The sequence below is a fragment of the Robertmurraya mangrovi genome (assembly GCF_034427655.1).
Taxonomy (GTDB): Bacteria; Bacillota; Bacilli; order Bacillales; family Cytobacillaceae; genus Robertmurraya_A; species Robertmurraya_A mangrovi.
The window spans coordinates 16,269-38,298 of the sequence record NZ_JAXOFX010000003.1; the positions used below are offsets into that span (position 1 = coordinate 16,269).

General features: G+C 36.7%; 17 protein-coding genes. 15 read left to right on the top strand and 2 right to left on the bottom strand.

Features of this window, described 5'->3' with window-relative positions:
* The first annotated feature begins 138 nt into the window (after positions 1-138).
* From SM124_RS05640 to SM124_RS05710, 15 genes are all read left to right on the top strand, one after another.
* Positions 139-333, top strand: coding sequence for a hypothetical protein (locus tag SM124_RS05640; protein ID WP_322445532.1), 195 nt, complete (start codon positions 139-141; stop codon positions 331-333).
* Positions 334-572: 239 nt separating this feature from the next.
* The gene (locus tag SM124_RS05645; RefSeq protein WP_322445533.1) at positions 573-1,715 is read left to right on the top strand and encodes a M20 family metallopeptidase; all 1,143 of its coding nucleotides are present in this window, start codon (positions 573-575) and stop codon (positions 1,713-1,715) included.
* Between the two features lie 148 nt (positions 1,716-1,863).
* Positions 1,864-2,532 carry a CDP-diacylglycerol--serine O-phosphatidyltransferase gene (gene pssA / locus SM124_RS05650; protein ID WP_322445926.1) on the top strand — a complete coding sequence of 223 codons (669 nt, stop codon included), beginning with the start codon at positions 1,864-1,866 and terminating at the stop codon, positions 2,530-2,532.
* A 215-nt stretch (positions 2,533-2,747) separates the two neighbouring features.
* Positions 2,748-4,112 (top strand): MATE family efflux transporter, encoded by a 1,365-nt coding sequence (locus SM124_RS05655; RefSeq protein WP_322445534.1) that lies wholly within the window; start codon positions 2,748-2,750, stop codon positions 4,110-4,112.
* 132 nt (positions 4,113-4,244) lie between these two features.
* Positions 4,245-5,933: a methyl-accepting chemotaxis protein gene (locus SM124_RS05660; RefSeq protein WP_322445535.1), complete on the top strand. Its 1,689-nt coding sequence runs from the start codon at positions 4,245-4,247 to the stop codon at positions 5,931-5,933.
* A gap of 168 nt (positions 5,934-6,101) precedes the next feature.
* Entirely contained in the window at positions 6,102-7,595 is a 1,494-nt protein-coding gene (locus tag SM124_RS05665; protein WP_322445927.1) for an alanine/glycine:cation symporter family protein, read from the top strand.
* A gap of 161 nt (positions 7,596-7,756) precedes the next feature.
* Complete coding sequence (locus SM124_RS05670; protein ID WP_322445536.1) at positions 7,757-8,452, top strand: HAD family hydrolase; 696 nt, start codon at positions 7,757-7,759, stop codon at positions 8,450-8,452.
* A gap of 164 nt (positions 8,453-8,616) precedes the next feature.
* A complete protein-coding gene (locus SM124_RS05675; protein ID WP_322445537.1) occupies positions 8,617-10,092 on the top strand; it encodes a helix-turn-helix domain-containing protein in 1,476 nt (491 codons plus the stop codon).
* A gap of 23 nt (positions 10,093-10,115) precedes the next feature.
* Positions 10,116-11,069, top strand: a complete 954-nt coding sequence (locus SM124_RS05680) for an alpha/beta hydrolase (protein ID WP_322445538.1) — start codon at positions 10,116-10,118, stop codon at positions 11,067-11,069.
* Positions 11,070-11,289: 220 nt separating this feature from the next.
* Positions 11,290-12,957 carry a urocanate hydratase gene (hutU, locus tag SM124_RS05685; RefSeq protein WP_322445539.1) on the top strand — a complete coding sequence of 556 codons (1,668 nt, stop codon included), beginning with the start codon at positions 11,290-11,292 and terminating at the stop codon, positions 12,955-12,957.
* 14 nt (positions 12,958-12,971) lie between these two features.
* Complete coding sequence (gene hutI / locus SM124_RS05690; RefSeq protein ID WP_322445540.1) at positions 12,972-14,252, top strand: imidazolonepropionase; 1,281 nt, start codon at positions 12,972-12,974, stop codon at positions 14,250-14,252.
* Positions 14,237-15,214, top strand: coding sequence for an agmatinase family protein (locus SM124_RS05695; RefSeq protein WP_322445541.1), 978 nt, complete (start codon positions 14,237-14,239; stop codon positions 15,212-15,214). Before hutI ends, SM124_RS05695 begins: the two co-directional genes overlap by 16 nt.
* Positions 15,215-15,294: 80 nt before the next feature.
* Positions 15,295-16,620 (top strand): YjiH family protein, encoded by a 1,326-nt coding sequence (locus tag SM124_RS05700; RefSeq protein ID WP_322445928.1) that lies wholly within the window; start codon positions 15,295-15,297, stop codon positions 16,618-16,620.
* A gap of 165 nt (positions 16,621-16,785) precedes the next feature.
* Positions 16,786-18,726 carry a GTP-binding protein gene (locus SM124_RS05705; protein ID WP_322445542.1) on the top strand — a complete coding sequence of 647 codons (1,941 nt, stop codon included), beginning with the start codon at positions 16,786-16,788 and terminating at the stop codon, positions 18,724-18,726.
* 48 nt (positions 18,727-18,774) lie between these two features.
* A complete protein-coding gene (locus SM124_RS05710) occupies positions 18,775-19,434 on the top strand; it encodes an HAD family hydrolase (RefSeq protein ID WP_322445543.1) in 660 nt (219 codons plus the stop codon).
* A 144-nt stretch (positions 19,435-19,578) separates the two neighbouring features.
* Here SM124_RS05710 and SM124_RS05715 read toward each other — a convergent pair whose 3' ends face one another.
* Together SM124_RS05715 and pdxR are read right to left on the bottom strand one after the other, a co-directional pair.
* Positions 19,579-20,502, bottom strand: coding sequence for a DMT family transporter (locus SM124_RS05715; protein WP_322445544.1), 924 nt, complete (start codon positions 20,500-20,502; stop codon positions 19,579-19,581).
* A 16-nt stretch (positions 20,503-20,518) separates the two neighbouring features.
* Positions 20,519-21,934, bottom strand: a complete 1,416-nt coding sequence (gene pdxR, locus SM124_RS05720; protein ID WP_322445545.1) for a MocR-like pyridoxine biosynthesis transcription factor PdxR — start codon at positions 21,932-21,934, stop codon at positions 20,519-20,521.
* Positions 21,935-22,030: the final 96 nt, after the last annotated feature.

Sequence of the window (22,030 nt, forward strand, 5' to 3'; positions counted from 1 at the left end):
ATTTGGAAATAATATTGTGACATTCAGCTGTATTAAAGGTAAAATTCTCTATTGCTAAGAAAATTAATATTTAGTTCCCTGTATACCCTTCTGAATATGTTATCCTATAAGAGATACTAGAGAATACAGAGGTGGATCATGACTGTTGCCATTATTTCTGTCATTGTAATTTTCATACTTTCAGCCATATTTACACTTTGGTTAGCAGGAAAGAGTGACCGGGAATATAGAAAATCATCAAAGAAAAATACGATAAATTTAACTCTAATTTATGTAGTTACCATTGGGTTATCCCTAGTTGCCCTAGCCGTTTATATTAGATGGTATTCATAAGTAAATGACTGTATAAAGATAATAGACTCTAGGCTGTCTCAAGGTTGTAAATCAACTTTTTCGAGTCAGCTTTTCTTTTTTTTAGATGCATCATTTCATTGATAGGGGAAGCCTCATAATGTTATGCCTAAAAAAAGAAGCTACAGAGTAATAATATGAAAAGGGGAACTCTTACAAGATTTACTCTAATCTGATAAAATCTAATATAGAGATAGCGACAAGGAAAGAGGAAAGGTAGTATGGATTCATTTTTGCAAAATCAAGAACAAGAAATGATCAATTTATTAGAAAAACTTGTGAACATAGATAGTGGTTCCTATATAAAGTCTGGTGTGGACTTAATTGGTAGTATTTTAGCGGAATCTTACGAGGAACTAGGTTTTAACGTCACCTATCACAAACAAGAGGAACTTGGGAATCATTTAGTTATTCAGCATCAAGAAGCAGTAGAACCTCAGATTATTATCCTTGCTCATATGGATACGGTTTTTCCAGAAGGTACAGCGTTAGAAAGACCTTTTCGAATGGAAGGTAACAGAGCGTATGGTCCTGGCGTCATTGATATGAAAGCAAGTCAAGTAACACTGTTATATGCCATCAAAGCACTTATACAGGAAAATTTAAATGGGTATAAAAATATTAAAATTGTCCTTAACAGTGATGAGGAAATTGGGTCCCCGACCTCTCGTTCACTTATTGAAAATGAAGCAAAAGGGAAAAAATATGCCCTTGTGATGGAGCCTGCTCGAAAAGATGGCTCTCTAGTTACTGCCAGAAGGGGAAAAGGGAATTATACTTTAGTAGTTGAAGGAAAAGCGGCTCATTCAGGCATTGACCCAGAGAAGGGGAGGAGTGCCATTGAGGAATTAGCTCATAAAATCATTCAACTATACGATTTATCCGATCACGAAAAAGGAATTAGCGTGAATGTAGGCTTAATTGAAGGAGGCTCCTCAGCTAATACGGTTTCAGACCATGCTGAAGCTCAAATAGATATAAGAATCTCTGAAATGGAGCAAGCAGATATACTGGAGGAAAAACTCGAAGAAATTTGCTCTTCCACGGATGTAAAAGGAACAAAGGTTTCTTTAGAAGGTGAAATAAATCGGCCACCAATGGAGAAAAATAAAAAAACTCGTGCCCTACTTCGTGTGATTCAAGATATCGGAAATGAAATAGGAGTCGAGATTGACGACACTTCTACAGGTGGTGGATCAGATGCCTCTTTTACGTCAGCTTTAGGAGTAGCAACCATTGATGGCTTAGGACCGGTTGGTGGAGATGCACATAGTGAAAATGAGTATTTGGAATTGCCTACGTTGACTGAGAGAACTTTATTATTGGCTATGATTATTCAACGTTTAACAGATAAAAATAACTAATCTGGCTTAAAAGAGGATTCGATTCTTATATCAAAAAGTGCTATAATGTTATGATGATTGTTTTGTTCAGAACATATTTAGATGAAGTTCAAGGAGTGTGATTCATTTAGTGCGATTGCGAGTAAGATTTATTAAATCCATCCCTAATATGTTTACTTTAGGGAATCTATATTGTGGTTTTCTATCCATTGGTTTTGCTGCAGATGGACAATACAAAAATGCAGCTATTTTAATTTTAATAGGTATGATGTTAGACAGTATGGACGGTAGACTTGCTAGAATGTTAAAGGCGGATAGCTCTTTAGGTAAAGAGTTAGACTCACTAGCAGATATCGTAACATTTGGAGTAGCTCCTTCTTTTTTAGTGTATTATACATATTTTTATCAATTCGATATTTTAGGATTTGCAGTTGCAGGTTTGTTTCCACTTTTCGGTGCTTATCGATTAGCGAGATTTAATATTAGCACAGATAAAACTTCTTTAAATTACTTTATTGGTGTTCCGATAACCGCAGCCGGAGGGATACTTGCTTTATTAACTCTATTTGGGGATAGAATTCCTAATATCATTACAACCGTCGTATTTACCGCCTTATGTTTCTTAATGGTTAGCAGAATTAGAATTCCGAGCTTTAAAGAAATTCCCCTTCCGAAGTACGGTACTATTGTTACGATCTTTTTAGGATGTTTGCTTTATGTAATATACCGAGGAACATACGGTCAGTTTCCTTACTTAATCTATATTGCAACACCTTTGTACATAGCCTATCTAGCTTATCGTTTTGTAAAAGGAAAAAGCAAAAAGAACGAGGAATAAAATATATTTTGAAGAGCATCGACTGGTGCTCTTCTATTGATTTTATAAACTTTCTATAGTTGATTGGTAAAATTAAATTAAATGTAAGACGATATAGTAGCTAGGTATTCCATTTTCTGTTAATATTATCCAAGGCTTATTGAAGTGCCTGAGGCGAACAAAAAGGACACTATGGTCAGTATTATCATTGTGGAAAGACCTAAAGGAGTATTTTTATGAAACAAACCTTTTCATTAAAGGAGAAAATTAAGCTTATCATGGTTCTAATCATACCTATCCTTATTACACAGCTTGGAATGTTTTCGATGGTATTGTTTACAACCATTATGTCTGGTAGATATAACGCTTCTGATTTAGCAGGGGTAGCTATCGGGTCGGCTATTTGGAATCCTGTCTTTACGGGGTTAAGTGGTATTTTACTAGCTGTTTCTCCAATTGCAGCGCAGAGATTTGGTGAAAAAAGGGAGAAGGAAGTATCTTCAGTTGTTTCCCATGGGGTTTATCTAGGTTTATTCATTGGGATCATAGTAGTTCTTATTGGATCAATTGTGATTAAACCTATTTTGGATTATATGAACCTACACCCAAGTGTAGAAAACACTGCTTATGATTACTTAATTGGATTAAGTTTTGGTATTGTTCCTTTATTTTTATTTAATGTGTTAAGGTCTTTCATTTATGCGCTAGGTAAAACCAGAGTAGTTATGGTCATTTTAATCGTTGCTCTTCCTGTGAACTTATTTTTTAACTATTGTTTAATATTCGGAAACTGGGGCTTTCCTGAACTAGGAGGAGCTGGGGGAGGATATGCTACATCCTTCACCTATTGGTTTATTTTAGGCATGACTCTATTTATTATAAAAACAAAAGAGCCATTTTCCTCCTTTATTGCATTTTCAGATTTTAAGAGATTTTCTTTAAAAGAAAGTACGGAGATTTTAAAAATTGGCGTGCCAATGGGATTATCTATTTTCTTTGAAACAAGTATGTTCGCGGTTGTAACGGTATTAATAAGTAAATTTACGATTACCACCATTGCTGCCTATCAAACAGCTCTTAATATTGTTTCATTCTTATATATGATTCCTATTAGTATCTCTATGGCACTTACTGTTTTAGTTGGATATGAAGTGGGGGCTAAAAGGTTTAAAGATGCTCGTACGTATAGTTGGTTAGGAATTAATCTAGCTATCATCATTGCCTTAGTTACCGGTTTAATTGTAGTATTATTCCGCAATGAGGTTGCTGGACTATATTCTAATGAGGCAGCTGTAATCCACCTAACAGGGACTTTCCTAATCTATGCATTGTTTTTCCAAATTTCAGATGCGATACAGGCGACAGCCTTAGCTGCTTTAAGAGGGTATAAGGATGTAAATATTGCTTTTATCATGACATTGATTGCTTATTGGCTCATTTGTTTGCCTGTTGGTTATATACTAGCTCATTATACAAAGCTCGGGGCTCCAGGATATTGGATCGGCTTGACAATAGGGTTATTAGCAGCGGGGATCGGATTGTCTTCTAGATTAATATTCATACAGAAAAGAAAATTTACTGAGTCTCAAGCAAATATATAAACTTCACATAAGAGGAATGGACTAGAATGAGTCTGTTCCTTTTTTAACTTGCAATGGAATAATTAACCACTGAAATTCAATGGAAAGTTCACCGATATAGTCTGTATATACTAGATTTAGGGAGAGTACATCATGAAAATTAAACAGAAATTACTATTAGGTTTTGGTTCCGTATTACTAGTCAGTTTGATAGGATTTATACTTGTCTATTTTTCAATGCAAAATGTGGGTAAATCCTACAAATCTTTTACTGAAAAAGAAGTGTATAAGTACAACTTAGCTCAAGAAATCCAAAGAAATGACTTAATACTAGCAAGTTCCATTAAAGGAATCATCATCCAACCAGACAATCAAGAAGAATTAAATACATATAACCAAGTAGCAGAACAGCTAGGAAAACAGATGCAAGAAATGAAAGCACTCATTCAAGATGAACGTGCTATTGCTATTTTTAATGAATTAGATTCACATAATGAACGACTGATTGATTTAGAAACAAGCATGCTTGAATTAGCTGGAAAGGACCAAACCTTAACCATAACCGTTTATAAGGGTGAGTATTCGAAGATTAAAGGGGATTTTTCTAAAAAAATAGAAGAACTAAAACAGGTTCAACAAGATATCATGGATACTAAAGTTCAAGAAGATAGTAAAATGATTGATACTAGCTCTATGATTAGTTTAATAGTAGTCATCGCTTCAATTTTACTAGGCATTGTTATCGCTTTAATGATTGCGAGATTGATTACGAAGCCATTAAATGAAGTTGTTAGGAAGTTAGAGGAACTTTCAACAAGTGAAGGTGACCTAACGGCAAGACTAAACATTAAAGGGAAAGATGAATTTGCTCATCTTTCAACTGCTTTTAATAGAATGATAGAAAATATTCAGTCCCTTATTAGACAAGTACAACAAACGGTTGTAGAGGTAGCTTCTTCCGCTGAACAGTTATCTTCTAGTGCTGAGCAAAATACAAGTGCGACGAATCAAATTACGATGTCTATTCAGGAAGTGGCTACAGGTGCAGATAAACAAGTGATAGGAATGGAGAAAAGTCTTCATGATGTCAGTGAGATGTCCCTGGGTATTAAAAAGATTGCTCAATCATCACTAGGAGTGTCTGAATCCGCTGTGCAAACAACGAAGGAGGCACAAGAGGGGAATGAAGCGGTCATTAGAACAATCAATCAAATGGACACAATCCAAGTGACAGTAGAACAAGCAGGATTAAAGGTTCGTGAACTTGGTGAATTATCTACAGAAGTTGGCCAAATAGTAGACGTGATTACTAGTTTAGCCGAGCAAACGAATCTACTAGCTTTAAATGCTGCTATTGAAGCAGCTCGAGCAGGAGAAGCGGGCAAAGGCTTTGCAGTCGTAGCTAATGAAGTTCGAAATCTGGCTGAACAATCAAAAGATTCTACTGGAAAAATAAACACTATTATTCAAAAAATCCAAACCAATACCTTATATGCTGTCGAAAGTACAAAGCAAGGGATGGAGGAAGTAACCAAGGGGATGGAAGTTGTAAATGAGGCCAGTTTTGCCTTCAATAGAATTTTACATTCCATCGAAAAAGTGTCAGAGCAAATCCGAGAAGTATCAACATCAACAGAACATATATCAAAAGGTACGGAGACCATTACTCTCTCTTTTGAAGGATTATCCCAAATATCAAAGGACTCTTCAGAAGCTTCACAAAATGTTGCTGCATCTTCAGAAGAGCAACTTGCTTCTTTGGAGGAGATTACTTCATCGGCTGAAAGTTTAGCTCGAATGGCAGACGAATTAGAGAAATTAGTTGGAAAGTTTAAAGTGTAAATTAAATGTATGTATGAGGCATGATTCCGAGGAATCATGCCTTTCTTCTTATGATAAATATGAATTTAGTTAATCGAAAGAATTCAAAAAATTAGAAAAATAATAAAAATTTGTTTATTTTGTGACGAGTCTAATTTATAATAAGAAAAAAAGTAAGGGGGAATTTTTCTGCTAGAGATTGTAAACTGGATTAATAATTATATTTGGAGTCCAGCACTTATCTATTTATGCTTAGGTACAGGATTATTTTTCACTCTTGCAACTAGATTTTTACAGATCAGACATATGAAAGATATTGGGAAACTGATGTTTCAAAGAAATACTTCTGAAGCTGGTATTTCTTCCTTCCAAGCTTTATCACTTGCTTTATCAGGAAGGGTAGGAACAGGGAACATCGCTGGTGTTGCTACTGCGATTGCTTACGGTGGACCAGGTGCAGTATTCTGGATGTGGTTAATCGCATTCTTAGGTGCTGGATCTGCATTCGTTGAGGCAGCTTTAGGTCAAGTATGGAAAGAAAAACAAGATGGGCAATTCCGTGGGGGCCCAGCTTATTACATTGAAAAGGGACTCAAAATTAAATGGTATGCGGTATTATTTGCTGCAGTAACCGTACTTGCAACAGGTGCTTTATTACCTGGTGTTCAAGCAAACAGTATTGCATCTGGTATGGATAACGCTTTCGGTATATCACCATGGATTACTGGTTCAGTAATCGTGGCTGTACTTGCGGTTATTATCTTTGGTGGTGTTAAACGTATTGCTCGTGTTGCTGAATTTGTTGTACCATTTATGGCAGTTGGTTATATTTTAGTAGCTCTTATCATTATTTTCATGAATATTTCTCAATTACCTGATATTATGGCTCTAATCTTCTCAAGTGCATTTGGTCAAGATGCTGCATTTGGTGGTATTTTAGGTGCTGCGATTGCTTGGGGTGTAAAGCGCGGTATTTATTCAAACGAAGCTGGTCAAGGTACTGCACCACATGCTGCTGCAGCTGCTGAGGTTTCTCACCCAGCTAAACAAGGGATTGTTCAAGCTTTCTCAGTCTATATTGACACACTATTCATTTGTTCAGCTACAGCATTCATGATCTTAATCACAGGAATGTATAATGTTACTCCAGAAAACGGAGAGCCAATCAAGACAACACTTGGTGAAATGAAGCCAGGTCCAGGGTATACTCAAGCGGCTATCGAGGCTGAAATTCCAGGTTTCGGAGCTCCATTTGTAGCGTTAGCATTATTATTCTTTGCTTTTACAACTATCATGGCTTACTACTATATGGCAGAGACAAACCTTGCTTATATTAATAAAAAGACTAAACGTGTTTGGACAGAATATGTTCTAAAGTTTGTTATTTTAGGAATGGTATTATACGGAAGTGTTAAAACAGCAGATGTGGCATGGGGATTAGGTGATATTGGGGTTGGAGCAATGGCTTGGCTAAACATCATTGCCATTCTGCTACTTACAAAACCAGCTCTTAAAATTCTTAAAGACTATGAGACTCAGAAAAAAGCAGGGAAAGACCCAGTTTTTGATCCAGTAAAGGTTGGAATCGAGAATGCTGATTTCTGGGAAAAAGAATATCAGTATGATGGTGGTCATGAACCAACAAAAGGTACAACAACAGGTCAAACTATCAATAAAAATTAATTAGTCAGAGGCCAGCATGTTTAATTAAGCATGCTGGCTTCTTTTTCTTAATTTTCCGTTCAATGGATTATTTTAAAATAGTAATTTACGAAACATTTGAAGGATTTTGAATAACCTTTGTAGAATAGGTATTTATGCTTATTTTTGAGGGGAATGATCGTATGGTTAAGGGAGTTATTTTTGATTTAGATGGGACTTTGTTAGATCGTGAATCTTCATTATATGACTTTCTTCACTATCAGCATGAGCGTTTATTGGAGGAGTTAGGTCATATTCCTATAGAAAATTATATTTCTAGATTTATTGATCTAGATGGCCATGGTTACGTTGGAAAAGACAAAGTTTATGATCAGTTAGTAAATGAATTTTGTATTACTAAAATAACTTCTGATCATTTATTGGCTGATTATAATGAATATTTTCGGTATAGCTGCATTCCTTTTTCAAACCTTACCAGAATGTTAGAAGGTTTAAGAAAAAACTCCATTCGTTTAGGGATGATCACTAATGGAATAGGTCAATTTCAAATGGAAAATATAAAATCTCTCTACATACAAGAATACTTTGAAGCCATTTTAATTTCTGAATGGGAGGGAGTTAAAAAACCGAACCCAGAGATATTTCATAGAGCTTTGGAAAAAATGAATCTATCAGTAAATGAATGTGTATTTATTGGGGACCATCCAATCAATGATATTGAAGCAGCAAAAGCGATTGGCATGAAAACCATTTGGATTAAAAATAATCAATGGGGTAAAGCGGCCGCAGATGAAACGATAGAAGATCTTGCAGAAATCGCATTGATTTTAGAATCTTGGAGGCAGCAAAAAATAGAAACAGCTACGCCGATCCGCTGATTAAGGTAATGGGTTAGGGATTCCTAGCCATTTCTTTATGGGCGTTTATTTTTAAAGAAAAAATTTTTTACCCTGAATATATTTCTACTTATGAAGGGATTCAATACCTCTTTACATTTGGTAACTGTACCATCCATAATAATAGTAAAAAAGGATGTGGCAGCATGTACAAAGTACTTGTAGCCAATCGAGACGAGTATGACACTAAAGGGATGGAATGGTTATTGCATTCTTCTCTACCCAATTGTCTTGTAAAAACGGTTGGAACTGAGAGAGAGGTAATTAAGAAAATTGAAGACTTTCAGCCACATGTATTGATTTTTGAATTAGGCATGATCAGCAATCAATATATGGAGGACTTTGTAAGAGTAACTAAGATTATTAAACCTACCATTATTGCACTTACTACAGAAGCGACTTTTGCCCAAGCTAAAAAAGCGATTGATATAGGTGTAAAGGACTTACTATTAAAACCAATTTCTCCAGAAATACTATTGAAGTCTGTTCAAAAGCTATTCAGACAGTTTCAAAGTTTAAATAAAACAGAGTCAATTTCTGTAGATACGTTTAACGACTCCGTACTTCATTACAAGGAATTATTGTTAGAAAGTAAGGAAAGTGCGGCTAACTATATTTCAATAGGTATGAAAACGGAGAATAGTCAACAACTATCAAACCTATATTCGTACTTAGAAGGTTATCCTTTTAAGAACAAAGTACAAGCATTTATTTTAAGCGATATGATTATGCTAGTCAGTGAACATAAAAAGAACTTTTCTTGGAGAAATGAATGTAATCGATTTTTACGTGATTGGCAAGAACGCTCAATTGAACCTCTTGCGATTATCATTTACTCGAAAAGTGAATATTCTAGGAACCTCCATCAACAATATGTTGTAGTGAACCAGTTAATGGAACTCACCTTCTATTTAGGTTTTAAGCAAATTATCGAAGCTCAGGAATGGACGAACTGGGAGTTTATTGATCCTTTTTTAACACCAGATGAACAAAGAATGTGGATTCATTTTCTGAACCAGTCTGACATTGACGGGGTAAAGTCTTGGCTGTATCAAGAGTTCCTTCACTATAAAGAACCTTATCCAGACCCAGGCTTAGTCCGTATACGCTTAACGAGTATTCTTGCCCAAATGAGAAGGCATATGAAAACCTATCAATTAATAGAAGAACGTTATGAAAAGAAATACTTAACCCTTTTTCAAAGCATTTTATATAGTCCCGTTATTTATCGAATTATTGATGAAATCATTTTATTTATATCTAGTATTTTTGAAGCTATTAAGAATAATAGAGGATTAAAGTTAGATTTAGCTGATCGAATTGTTCATACACTTGAAAAAAAATATTGGGACAGCGGATTAACACTAGATAAAGTAGCAGACGAACTAGGACGCAACCCTAACTATTTAAGTACAGTATTAATGAACAAATGGGATAAATCATTTCGTCAAATTTTAAATGACATAAGAATTGAGCAATCAAAAAAATTGTTAATAGAAACGGACCTGTCTATTAAAGAGATTTCCTATATGTGTGGTTATAAAAACCAACAGTATTTTAATCGAGTTTTTCAGAAACTATTAAACATTCAACCTAGCCAATTTAGAAAAAATGGAAATTAGGTTGATTGAAGGGGATAAGATGAGTGAAAAAACGTATTTTAATCATATTAACAAGCTTAATAATTTTGGTTCTATTAACGCTAACCATTGCAGGTAACTATTTTTATAATGTTGCTATTAATAGAAGTAAAGAGTCCGTAGAATTATATGGTGGAAAAAGTTCGGTTCCGGCTAATGCCAGTGTAGATGAACAGAGGGAGAAGGAAGAAGTTGAAAAGTGGCTTGGAGAACAAACCTTTGAAACATTAGAAATCGAATCTTATGATGGGTTAAAGTTAAAAGGGGTTTTCTTAAATAACCAGCAGTCTAATGGGAAAGCAGTTATATTAGCGCATGGTTATAGAGGAAACGGCAATGATATGCCTGGGATTACGAAATTTTACCAGGAACAAGGTTATGATGTCTTAAGGCCACATGCACGTGGACATGGGGAAAGTGAAGGGGACTATATCGGTTACGGTTGGCATGAAAGAAAAGATTATTTAGATTGGATCAATCTATTAATCAATGAATATAAAGCAACCGATATCTATTTACACGGATTTTCTATGGGTGGAGCCACCGTTTTAATGACTAGTGGTGAAAACTTACCTAAAGAGGTTAAGGGGATTATAAACGATAGTGGTTACACTTCTGTTCATGAAGAACTTTCACATCAATTAAAATATTTATATAAATTGCCCGCTTTTCCTATTATGGAGGTAACAAGTATAGTTACTAAAATCAGGGCTGGTTATTCATTTGGAGAAGCATCTGCAATCAAGCAAGTTAAGAAAAATACCTTGCCGTTGTTCGTTATTCATGGTGATCAAGATCGTCTTGTCCCTTTAGAGATGGGAATAGAGATTTTTGAGGCAGCTACAAGTGAAAAGGAACTATGGATTGTTCCAGGTGTTGGACATACCGAAGCTTACACTTATGCAAAGGAAGAATATCAAGATCGGTTAATGGAGTTTTTGAATAAGAATCTTCAGTAAAATCTTTAATAAAAACAGTGAAAAGTCTCTTAGTGATTCTAAGTGACTTTTTTTAATCTAATAAAAGTATAAATGGACTAAGGAAAGTATAAATCCGTACCATAATCAAAATTTCCACCTTATAAAAATATAAAAAAATGAATAGTAATGACAAATTATTCTGAATTCTTTTCCGTTACAATTTATATATAAGAACGATGAAGTAAATGGAGGGGAATTTATGAAAGCGGATACAAATAACAAAAGAGAAATTAACAATTATAGTGGTAGTGAATTGCATGCAAAGGGTTGGGTACAAGAGGCAGCTCTTCGTATGTTAATGAACAACCTTGATAAAGAGGTAGCTGAGATTCCTGAAGAGTTAGTGGTCTATGGGGGGATTGGGAAAGCTGCACGTAACTGGGAATGCTATGATGCTATTGTAAAAACCTTACATGAGCTAGAGGACGATGAAACTTTACTTGTACAATCAGGGAAACCTGTAGCTGTATTCAAGTCTCATAAAGATGCCCCTAAAGTGTTAATTGCAAACTCAAACCTAGTGCCTGCATGGGCGAACTGGGATACATTCCATGAACTTGATAAAAAGGGTCTCATGATGTATGGGCAAATGACAGCAGGAAGCTGGATTTATATTGGTTCTCAAGGAATTGTGCAAGGAACGTACGAAACTTTTGCAGAACTTGCTAGACAACATTTTTCAGGTTCCTTAAAACAAACGATCACCCTTACTGCTGGTTTAGGTGGAATGGGTGGTGCACAAACTTTAGCTGTTACAATGAACGAGGGTGTTTGTATTGCCATTGACGTAGATGAGCACCGCATTGACCGTCGCCTTGAAACGAAATATTTAGATACGAAAGTGTATACAATTGAAGAGGCCATTCGTTTAGCACAAGAGGCTAAGCATGAAGGAAAAGCCCTTTCAATTGGACTTCTAGGAAACGCTGCTGAGATTTTACCAAAAATGATTGAAATGAATTTTATTCCTGACGTTCTAACTGACCAAACGTCTGCTCATGATCCATTGAATGGCTATGTACCTGTAGGGTTCTCTTTAGAGGAAGCGGCAAAACTTAGAAGCGAAAATCCATCTGAATATGTGAAGAAATCAAATGCAAGTATGGCACTCCACGTTAAAGCGATGCTTGAAATGCAACAAAAAGGTGCCATTACATTTGACTATGGGAACAACATCCGCCAAGTAGCAAAGGATGAGGGAGTTGAAAATGCGTTTGATTTCCCTGGATTCGTCCCTGCGTATATTCGTCCATTGTTCTGTGAAGGAAAAGGCCCATTCCGCTGGGTGGCATTATCCGGAGATCCTGAGGATATATATAAAACGGACGAAGTGATTTTACGTGAATTTGCTGATAATGAGCATTTATGCAAATGGATTAAAATGGCCCAAGAAAAAATTCAATTCCAAGGACTACCTTCTCGAATTTGCTGGTTAGGTTACGGAGAAAGAGCTAGGTTTGGAAAAATCATTAACGATATGGTCGCTAGAGGCGAATTAAAGGCTCCAATTGTTATCGGTCGTGACCACTTGGATTCTGGTTCTGTTGCTTCACCGAATCGTGAGACAGAGGGAATGAGAGATGGAAGTGATGCAGTTGCGGATTGGCCAATTTTAAATGCATTAATTAATGCTGTTGGTGGAGCGAGCTGGGTATCTGTTCACCATGGTGGCGGTGTTGGAATGGGTTATTCTCTTCATGCAGGGATGGTAATTGTAGCAGATGGAACAAAAGAAGCAGAAGCAAGATTAGAGCGAGTTCTAACGTCTGACCCAGGAATGGGTATTGTTCGCCATGTAGATGCTGGTTACGATTTAGCGATTAAAACAGCGAAGGAAAAAGGCGTTAACATTCCTATGATGGAGTAAGGAGAGTTGAAAACGTGTCAAAACTTTTAATCAAACATGCAAATCAATTGATTACTCTTACGGGGAGTTCGGAAAAACCACTAACTAAGGAAGAAATGAGTAATCTGCACATTATTGAAGATGGAGCCGTTTATATCGAGGGCGGGAAAATAAAGTCGGTAGGAACGACTGATGAATTACTAGAGTTATATAAAAATTGTTTAGATGGAGTAGAAGTGGTAGATGCTACTGGAAAAGTGGTTTTACCAGGATTAGTCGACCCGCATACCCATCTTGTATACGCTGGTAGTAGAGAAAATGAGTTCAATATGAGGCTGAACGGTGCTACGTACATGGAAATCATGAATAACGGTGGAGGCATTCATGCGACGACCTCTAGAACAAGGGCTGCTTCAGAAGAAGAATTGGTTGAGCAAAGTCTTGTTCGTCTAGATCGATTTTTACTACATGGAGTTACAACCGTTGAAGCAAAAAGTGGGTACGGACTTGATTGGGAGACAGAGTATAAGCAATTAAAGGCAGCCAAGGCGGTTGGGGCTCTTCACCCAATAGAAGTGGTAAGTACCTTTATGGGCGCACATGCGGTTCCTGCTGAATATAAAGGGAATCCCGATGCATTTATTGACTTAGTCATTGAAGAAATGTTACCTAAGGTTGCTGAGGAAAAACTGGCAGAGTTTAACGATATTTTTTGTGAGCACGGCGTGTTTACTCCAGAGCAATCTAGAAAACTACTAGAGGCTGGGAAAAAGTATGGTTTAACCCCAAAAATTCACGCTGACGAAATCGAGCCTTATGAAGGGGCAGAGCTGGCAGCAGAGGTAGGAGCTATTTCGGCAGATCACCTTTTACGAGCATCTGACAAAGGAATTGAAATGATGGCTGACAAAGGAGTCATTGGTGTATTACTTCCTGGTACAGCATTTTTCTTAATGACTGAGGCGGCTAAAGGTAGAAAAATGATTGATAGTGGAGTGCCAGTAGCCATCTCAACTGACTGTAACCCTGGTTCCTCTCCGACTTGCTCGGTGCCATTTATGATGAATCTTGCTTGTATGCATATGGGTTTAAATCCAGCTGAAGCAATAACTGCTGCAACGATTAATGCGGCACATGCCATTAATCGTGGGAAAGAGATTGGTAGTATTGAAGAAGGTAAACGTGCTGATCTAGTCATTCTAAATGTACTGAATTACATGCAAATGCAATATCATTATGGAATGAATCATACGGATACAGTGATTAAAAATGGTCGAGTGGTTGTTAACGGAGGGCGCTTATGTTACCAACAATAACTCCTCCAGGCTTTCTTTGGCCAAAAGTTGTACCTGGTACGGATGTAAAAGTAAATGAGTGGATCAAGCAATTGCAAGGTCTAGATGAAGGGGATAAAAACTGGGATGTAGTTATGTTCGGTGTACCTTTATCACGTTCTTCGATTAGTGCTTCTGGGGCTTCTGAGTTCCCGGAAGCCTTTAGAAGGTCTTGGAAAGGCTTTTCTACTTATAATATTGACCATGAAACAGATTTGAAAGACTTGAATGTGGCAGATATAGGTGATGTGAAAATGCACTTCACTGATATACCACAATGTCATCGAAATATTAAAGAGACAATGAAAGAGGTATTGAACCACTTTCCTACATCGTTTCCTGTAGCTATTGGTGGAGATCATTCAATAACCGCTATGCTTGTGAGTGGAATGAAAGAGATCTATCCCAAAAAAGAAATTGGTATTTTACAGTTTGATACCCACTTAGATTTACGCGATTTAAGTGATCATGGACCAACAAATGGTACTCCTATTAGAAACTTAATTGAGCAAGGAGCTATTAAGGGAGAGAATGTGTATAACATTGGTCTACATGGCTTCTTTAATAGCCAGTCATTGATCCAATATGCTCGTGAGAAAAAAGTTAATTATATTACTTTAAAAGAAGCACGTAAAATGGGTGTCGTTGAAACGGTCAAAAAGGCATTAGCTGAGCTCGAAGCGAAAGTTGATACAATTTACGTAACGATTGACATGGACGTATTGGATATTAGTTTTGCACCAGGGGTTCCGGCCTCTACCCCAGGAGGGATGAGGACGGAAGAGTTGTTCGAAGGCGTTTATGAAGCTGCTCTTTCACCGAAAGTAAAAGCAATGGACATCGTCTGTTTGGACCCAACCAAAGACCATCAAGCACAACCAACGGTCAAAGCAGGAACGTATACGTTTTTAACTTTTTTAACCGGTTTGTTAAATAGAGAGTAATTCAAATAGCGGCGTAACTCGATGTTTATGAGTTACGCCACATCAAATGGGGGTATAAATGAATGGATAAACCAACAGTAATGAATAATGGTTCAATTAATCCTAACGTAAATCCTAAATCGTCAGTACCAAATGTGTTAAAGTTTGTTCTTTTTAGTGCTATTGGTGTTTTTATGTTCTTCATTCCAGTCACCATGAACGAAAAATCCTCTATCATGTTAGATCATCTAGTATCAATGATCCAAACCTCGTTACCGACAGTCATCCCGTACTATGCTTTACTAGTCATTTTACTTGGAGCCATTTATCCTTTTTATACAAAGACGTGGAATAAAAATCTTGTCAATAAAATTTTCTCAATATTTAAAATATTGGGTTTAATTACAGCTTCCATGATCGTATTTGGTTTTGGACCAGCATGGTTGTTTGACCCAAGTATGGGACCGTTTCTATTCGAGAAGTTAGTTATTTCTGTTGGTTTACTGGTTCCAATTGGTTCTGTGTTTTTGGCGTTATTAGTTGGCTATGGTTTGTTAGAGTTTATTGGTGTCCTTATGCAGCCGATTATGAAGCCTGTTTGGAAAACACCTGGAAGATCTGCCATTGATGCTGTTGCTTCTTTCGTCGGTAGTTACTCAATTGGACTACTCATTACCAACAGAGTTTTTAAAGAAGGGAAATATAGTATTAAAGAAGCAGCCATTATTGCAACAGGGTTCTCTACTGTTTCAGCCACTTTTATGATTGTGGTTGCGAAAACATTAGGGTTGATGGACATTTGGAATGTATATTTCTGGACGACACTTGGCGTAACCTTTGTTGTAACCGCTATTACTGTTAGATTATGGCCATTACGTTCTATGAGCGAAGATTATTTTGAGGGTAGAAAAGCGGAAGAGGAGCAGATAAGTGGAAGCCGCTTGCAAGTAGCTTGGAAAGAGGCGATGAAAGCGGCTGATGGTTCACCATCTTTATGGAAAAACATCGGAATGAATCTAAAAGATGGATTTGTTATGACTATGTCGATTTTACCTTCTATTATGTCAGTAGGGTTACTTGGTCTTGTTTTAGCAGAATTCACACCTGTTTTTGACTGGATTGGTTATATTTTTTATCCGTTTACCGCATTAGTTCAGTTGCCGGAACCACTTTTAGCAGCGAAAGCAAGTGCAGTTGGGATTGCTGAAATGTTCTTACCAGCCTTGCTTGTCGTTGAAGCTAGTCTTATTACGAAGTTTGTTATTGCAATCGTATCGGTTTCTTCAATTATTTTCTTTTCCGCACTAGTGCCATGTATTATTTCAACAGAGATTCCAATCTCCATTCCACAACTTTTAGTTATTTGGCTTGAGAGAACGATTTTAACGATATTAATAGCAACACCTTTGGCTTATTTATTGCTTTAGGTCATGAGAGAATCCTCGTAATGTTACGGGGATTTTTTCTATGAGAAAGTTTGGTGAGTAAATTGATGTTTTTGCTGGTTAGTGATAATTTTAGATAGTATTAGTTTATGAGGATCATTAGTTTGTTTTTATCATTAAGGTTTTTGCAAAAATAGAGGTGACAAAATGTTTAAAACAATCGGAGTGTTAGCACATGTAGATGCTGGGAAAACAACGTTTGCGGAACAGCTTCTTTTTCATACAAACAGTATCAAACAAAGAGGTAGAGTGGACCATAAGAACTCCTTTTTAGATAGTCATGATATTGAAAAACAGCGCGGGATTACAGTATTCGCAGACCAAGCTATGATGAACTTTAATCATTCCCAATATTATTTAATTGATACCCCAGGGCATGTTGATTTTTCTCCTGAGATGGAGAGAGCGATACAAATCATGGATTATGCAATTATCATCATTAGTGCGGTTGAAGGGATAGAAGGACATACGGAAACCGTGTGGCAACTGCTACGCAAACATCATGTTCCAACGTTTTTCTTTATTAATAAAAGTGACCGTGTGGGAGCGGATATTCAGAATGTGATGGAGGAAATAAAGCTAAATCTCACTACTGAAATTTTTGATTTAACCGATACGTTTAAACATGGTGAAATGAAAGAGGAGCTTGTTGAGTTTATTGCGGAGAGAGATGAAACTCTTTTAGAGCGTTATATGGAAAAGGGTTATGATAAGGACTTCTGGCTGCAGAAAATGAAACAAATGATACAGGATGGGCTTATTTTTCCTTGCTCTAGCGGATCGGCATTACAAGATACGGGAGTGTTAGAGTTTTTAGAAAAGTTAGATGACCTGACTTCGACTGACTATAAAAGGGACGAACCTTTTGCTGGCAGAGTTTATAAAATCAGACATGATGAAAAAGGTACTAGAATTACTTTTATAAAGGCTTTGAGTGGTCAGTTAAAGGTTCGAGATGAAATTAGCTATGGAACTGAAACGGTTGAGAAAGTGACGAGTATTCGTGTCTATAATGGGAATAAGTTCTCAATCGTTGATGAGGTGTCTGCTGGTGAACTGTTTGCCGTTACGGGACTAACTCAAACAAAAGTCGGAGATGGATTAGGTGCTCTTCAAGAACAGTCTAGTTTTGAAATGGTACCTACATTGAAGTCAAAAGTTGTATTTGAAAAGAATATGAACATGAAGGAAGCCGTTCGTATTTTTAATATGTTAAATGACGAAGATCCGTCATTAAATGTAATTTGGGATGAAACTCTGCAGCAAATTCATATTCATGTGATGGGGATTATTCAGTTAGAAGTATTACAACAGATTGCAATGGACCGTTTTCAACTGAATATTGAATTTGAAGAGCCGGAGATTTTGTATAAAGAAACAATTGAAGATACTGTTATAGGGTACGGTCATTTCGAACCGTTAGGACATTACGCGGAAGTTCATTTAAGAATTGAATCAGGTGGGAGAAACAGTGGCGTTATTTTTGAAAGTACATGCCATACTGATCATTTGACCGTTGGGTTACAGAATTTAGTTCAGCATCATGTTTTCGAACGAGAGCATAACGGAATATTAACTGGTTCCCCTTTAACGGATGTAAAAGTGACTCTATTAACGGGAAGAGCTCATAATAAGCATACATCAGGAGGAGACTTCAGAGAGGCGACCTTTAGAGCCATTAGACAAGGATTAGAGAAAGCGAAAAACAGGCTCTTAGAACCTTACTATTATTTCAAAATTAAAGTAGATACCGATCAAATGGGTAGAGTTCTATCCGATATCCAGCAAGCAAATGGAAGCTTCGAACCTCCTTTGACCGATGGAAATAAGACCACTGTTATAGGAAGAGTTCCTGTCTCTACCTTTATGAATTATAGTTCTCAGCTTGCCGCTTTTACGGGAGGGAAGGGTGCCTTAACGGTGATGTTTGATGGATATGATCAATGCCATAATGAGACAGAAGTAATACAGAAATTAAATTATAATAAGAATGCGGATAGTCAATATACTTCCTCTTCTATATTCTGTTCTAAGGGACAGGGTTATACCGTGAGTTGGGAGGATGCTGAGAAGGAAATGCATTGTTAAATTAGAAATTGATCCTAATTAGGGTCGAATGTTAAGGAGGGAAACAGCATGCGAGATTACAAGATCATTTTATTTGATTTAGATGGTACTCTTTCAGATCCTAAAATCGGTATTACGAAGTCTGTTCAGTATGCTTTAGGGAAAATGGGGGTTATAGAACCGAATTTAGATAAGCTAGAGCCTTTTATTGGACCACCACTTCAAGAGTCATTTTCAACTATATATCAGTTTACTAATGAACAAGTTTCAGAGGCTATCAAATTTTATCGCGAGAGATTTGTGGAAAAAGGCATGTTTGAAAATGAGATGTATTCAAATATTCCAGAGTTACTAAAAGAATTAAAAGGAAATGGCTATGAGTTGGTTGTCGCAACGTCTAAGCCAACTGTTTTTGCCGAACAAATTTTAAAGTATTTTGAAATTGAAGCATTTTTTAGCTTGGTTGTTGGTAGTAATCTTGATGGGACTAGAATAGCTAAAGGTGAAATTATTCAGTATATCCTTGATCAGTATCCAGAGTTTGTAAAGGACAACTTTATTATGATAGGTGACCGAAAGCATGATATGATTGGGGCCAATCAGGTTGGAATTGATTGCATTGGAGTTACATATGGATATGGTTCAGAGGAAGAGCTAACACGGGCTAGTTCAACCTTTATTGTTCATAATGAATTAGATATTTTGAATGTTGTCAATAAGCATTATTAAGAGTTAGGAGTCTTCTTAACAGGAGACTCCTTATTTGGTAAACCTTCTTTACTCAGTTTGCATGCTTTCAGTGATATAATATTAGTTAACCTAAAACCTTGCAATCTCCTAAAGTTTTAGGCTCGAGTAAAGACGCCACTTTTTTCATAATTTCTCCTTAGGATTTTGTTTAACTAAGGCCAAAATGATAATGGTACTTATAATACAAAGTGTTCCTACCCATTCTTCGACTCCGAATGTAACGTGTAACCATAATACAGATAAAATTGCAGCAGATAATGGTTCAACGCTAGCCAGTACGCTAGTTTCAGAGGCACTAATGTACTTTAGACTCTCTAAATAACAGTAAAACGCTATTAATGTTCCAAATATAACAATAAAAGTAACGGATAGATATGATGATAAGTTCCATGTTCCTTGGAATTCCCAAGGAGGGTGGATGAAACTAAAACTGATTCCTCCGATTAACATGCCCCAACCTACCACGATGGTTGAACCCCACTTAGCTAAGAGTTTATGTGGCTGCAAGGTGTAAAAGGCTAGAGCTACGGCAGATGCTATACCCCAAAATAAAGCCCAACCTGAAATTGATAAGCTACTAACATTCCCTTGTGTTACAAGAAGAAAGGTACCAACAAGGGCCAATGCAACAGCAATTGTTTCTTTTACGGAAGGCAACCTTTTCGCTCGAATAGCGATAAAGCAAGAAATCATTGCAGGAGCTAAATATTGTAAAACAGTAGCCGTAGCAGCATTTGAACTTTCAATAGCAGCAAAATAGGTATATTGAACGGCTAACATTCCAAGGAAACTAAATAGAATTAAACTTATGATGTCTTGCATATTTTTCCAAATACCCCAGATGTTGTTTTTTTCGAAACCTTTTGCTAGGCTTAATAGAATGAGGCCAGAAATGATTAAACGGATTACGACAAGCCATCCTGGACTGAAGCCTTGTTGTTGAAATAAATATTGTGCAACGGTGCCAGAAATCCCCCATAGTGATGCACCTATAAGAACAAGGGCCATTCCTCTTGGTCTAGAAGGTGCTAATGCTAACTCACTCATAAATTCCCTCCAACGATTAAATGTGTTTATACACTTCAGCCATGATCGATATAGCTGTTTCCATTTCAAATTCGGTTAAACTCCCATAGTGAAAAACGGCACAAGGGCTAGGTTTATTCATGAAATAGGCAATAGGGTGTTCCCAAACTACACCTTTTTCTTTGCAAGCACTCAAAAAATACTCGTAGCTTTCCTCCGTCCCATTCCACCAACCAAAAACGTGCAAGCTTTTATCTGTTTCAATCCAGGAGAAAACGCCCTTTAGCTTTTTATCCATTAACTTTATAAAAGTTTCATATCTTTGACGGTAGACGCGCTGCATTTTCCTGACATGTTTGCCATAATGTCCATTACTAATAAATTGAGCAATGGCCGCTTGTTCATAAAGAGAAGTAGTAAACGGTTCAAAGACATGTTTAGCTTTAAGAAAGTCTTTTATGAGATAAGATGGAACAATGGCATAACCGATTCGAAGAGGAGTCAAAAGAGTAAAAGCAAATGTTCCCAAATAAATGACTCTGTTCTCTGAATCTAAAACTTTAAGAGGCTCTAGCATTCTCGTTTTTCTATTAAATAAACTATCGATATCATCCTCAATTAATAAAGCATTTTGCTCCTTTGCCCATTGAAGAAGTTTTAATCTTTCTTCAATGGTCATTACTTGACCAGTTGGGTACTTACTACTTGGTGTCACATAAGCTAGTTTACTAGTAAATGTAGGAAGTTCATCTATTTGGAGTGCAACAGGAACACCACCGACGGTTTGGATCATATTCCTTACTCGAAGATAAGTGGGTTCTTCTATAAGTACTGTATCATTTTCTCCTATTAGTAAATGTGCAAGGAGAGCCATTCCGTTAACAGAACCATTTAAGATGATAATGTCCTCTACATTCATTTTCATACCGCGGGTTGTGAGAAGATAATTGGCAATTCCCTGACGGAGCTCTAAAAGTCCTTTCGGATCCGGGTCCACGTACCCTACAAGGTAATTTAATTTTTCTAGACCTTGTTTAACTGCTTTTTTCCATTCCACTTGAGGAAATAAATCCGTAAGCGGTCTTAAAGTTGAAAAATCGAATGTTGCTTGGGTGTATGATGAATGATCGTCCTTTAAACGTTGACCCCAAGACGATTTTTGATAGCTTATATCTGCAGCACCTTCCACTTTTAATTTGGATTTAAATGCTACGTATGTACCACTGCCTAACCTCGTTTCCACATAGCCATCGGCTGTTAGCATATCGTAAACAACATTGGCTGTACCCCTTGAAATGGAATATTGTTCAGCCAACTCTCTTGACGAGGGAAGGCGTGTTCCATCTGTAAGGGTTCCGTTAATGATGCTATCTTTAATGGCGTGGTAAAAAGCTAAATATTTATGATGATATTTGTTCAAATAGAGATGAACAGGTAAGCCTAAATCATACATGTAAATGCCACTCGCTAACTAATAGATTGTAAAATTTCTACATTTTTTATATTTTACTATTTTAGTAATGGAAAGGGTAGATAAATTATAAACAAA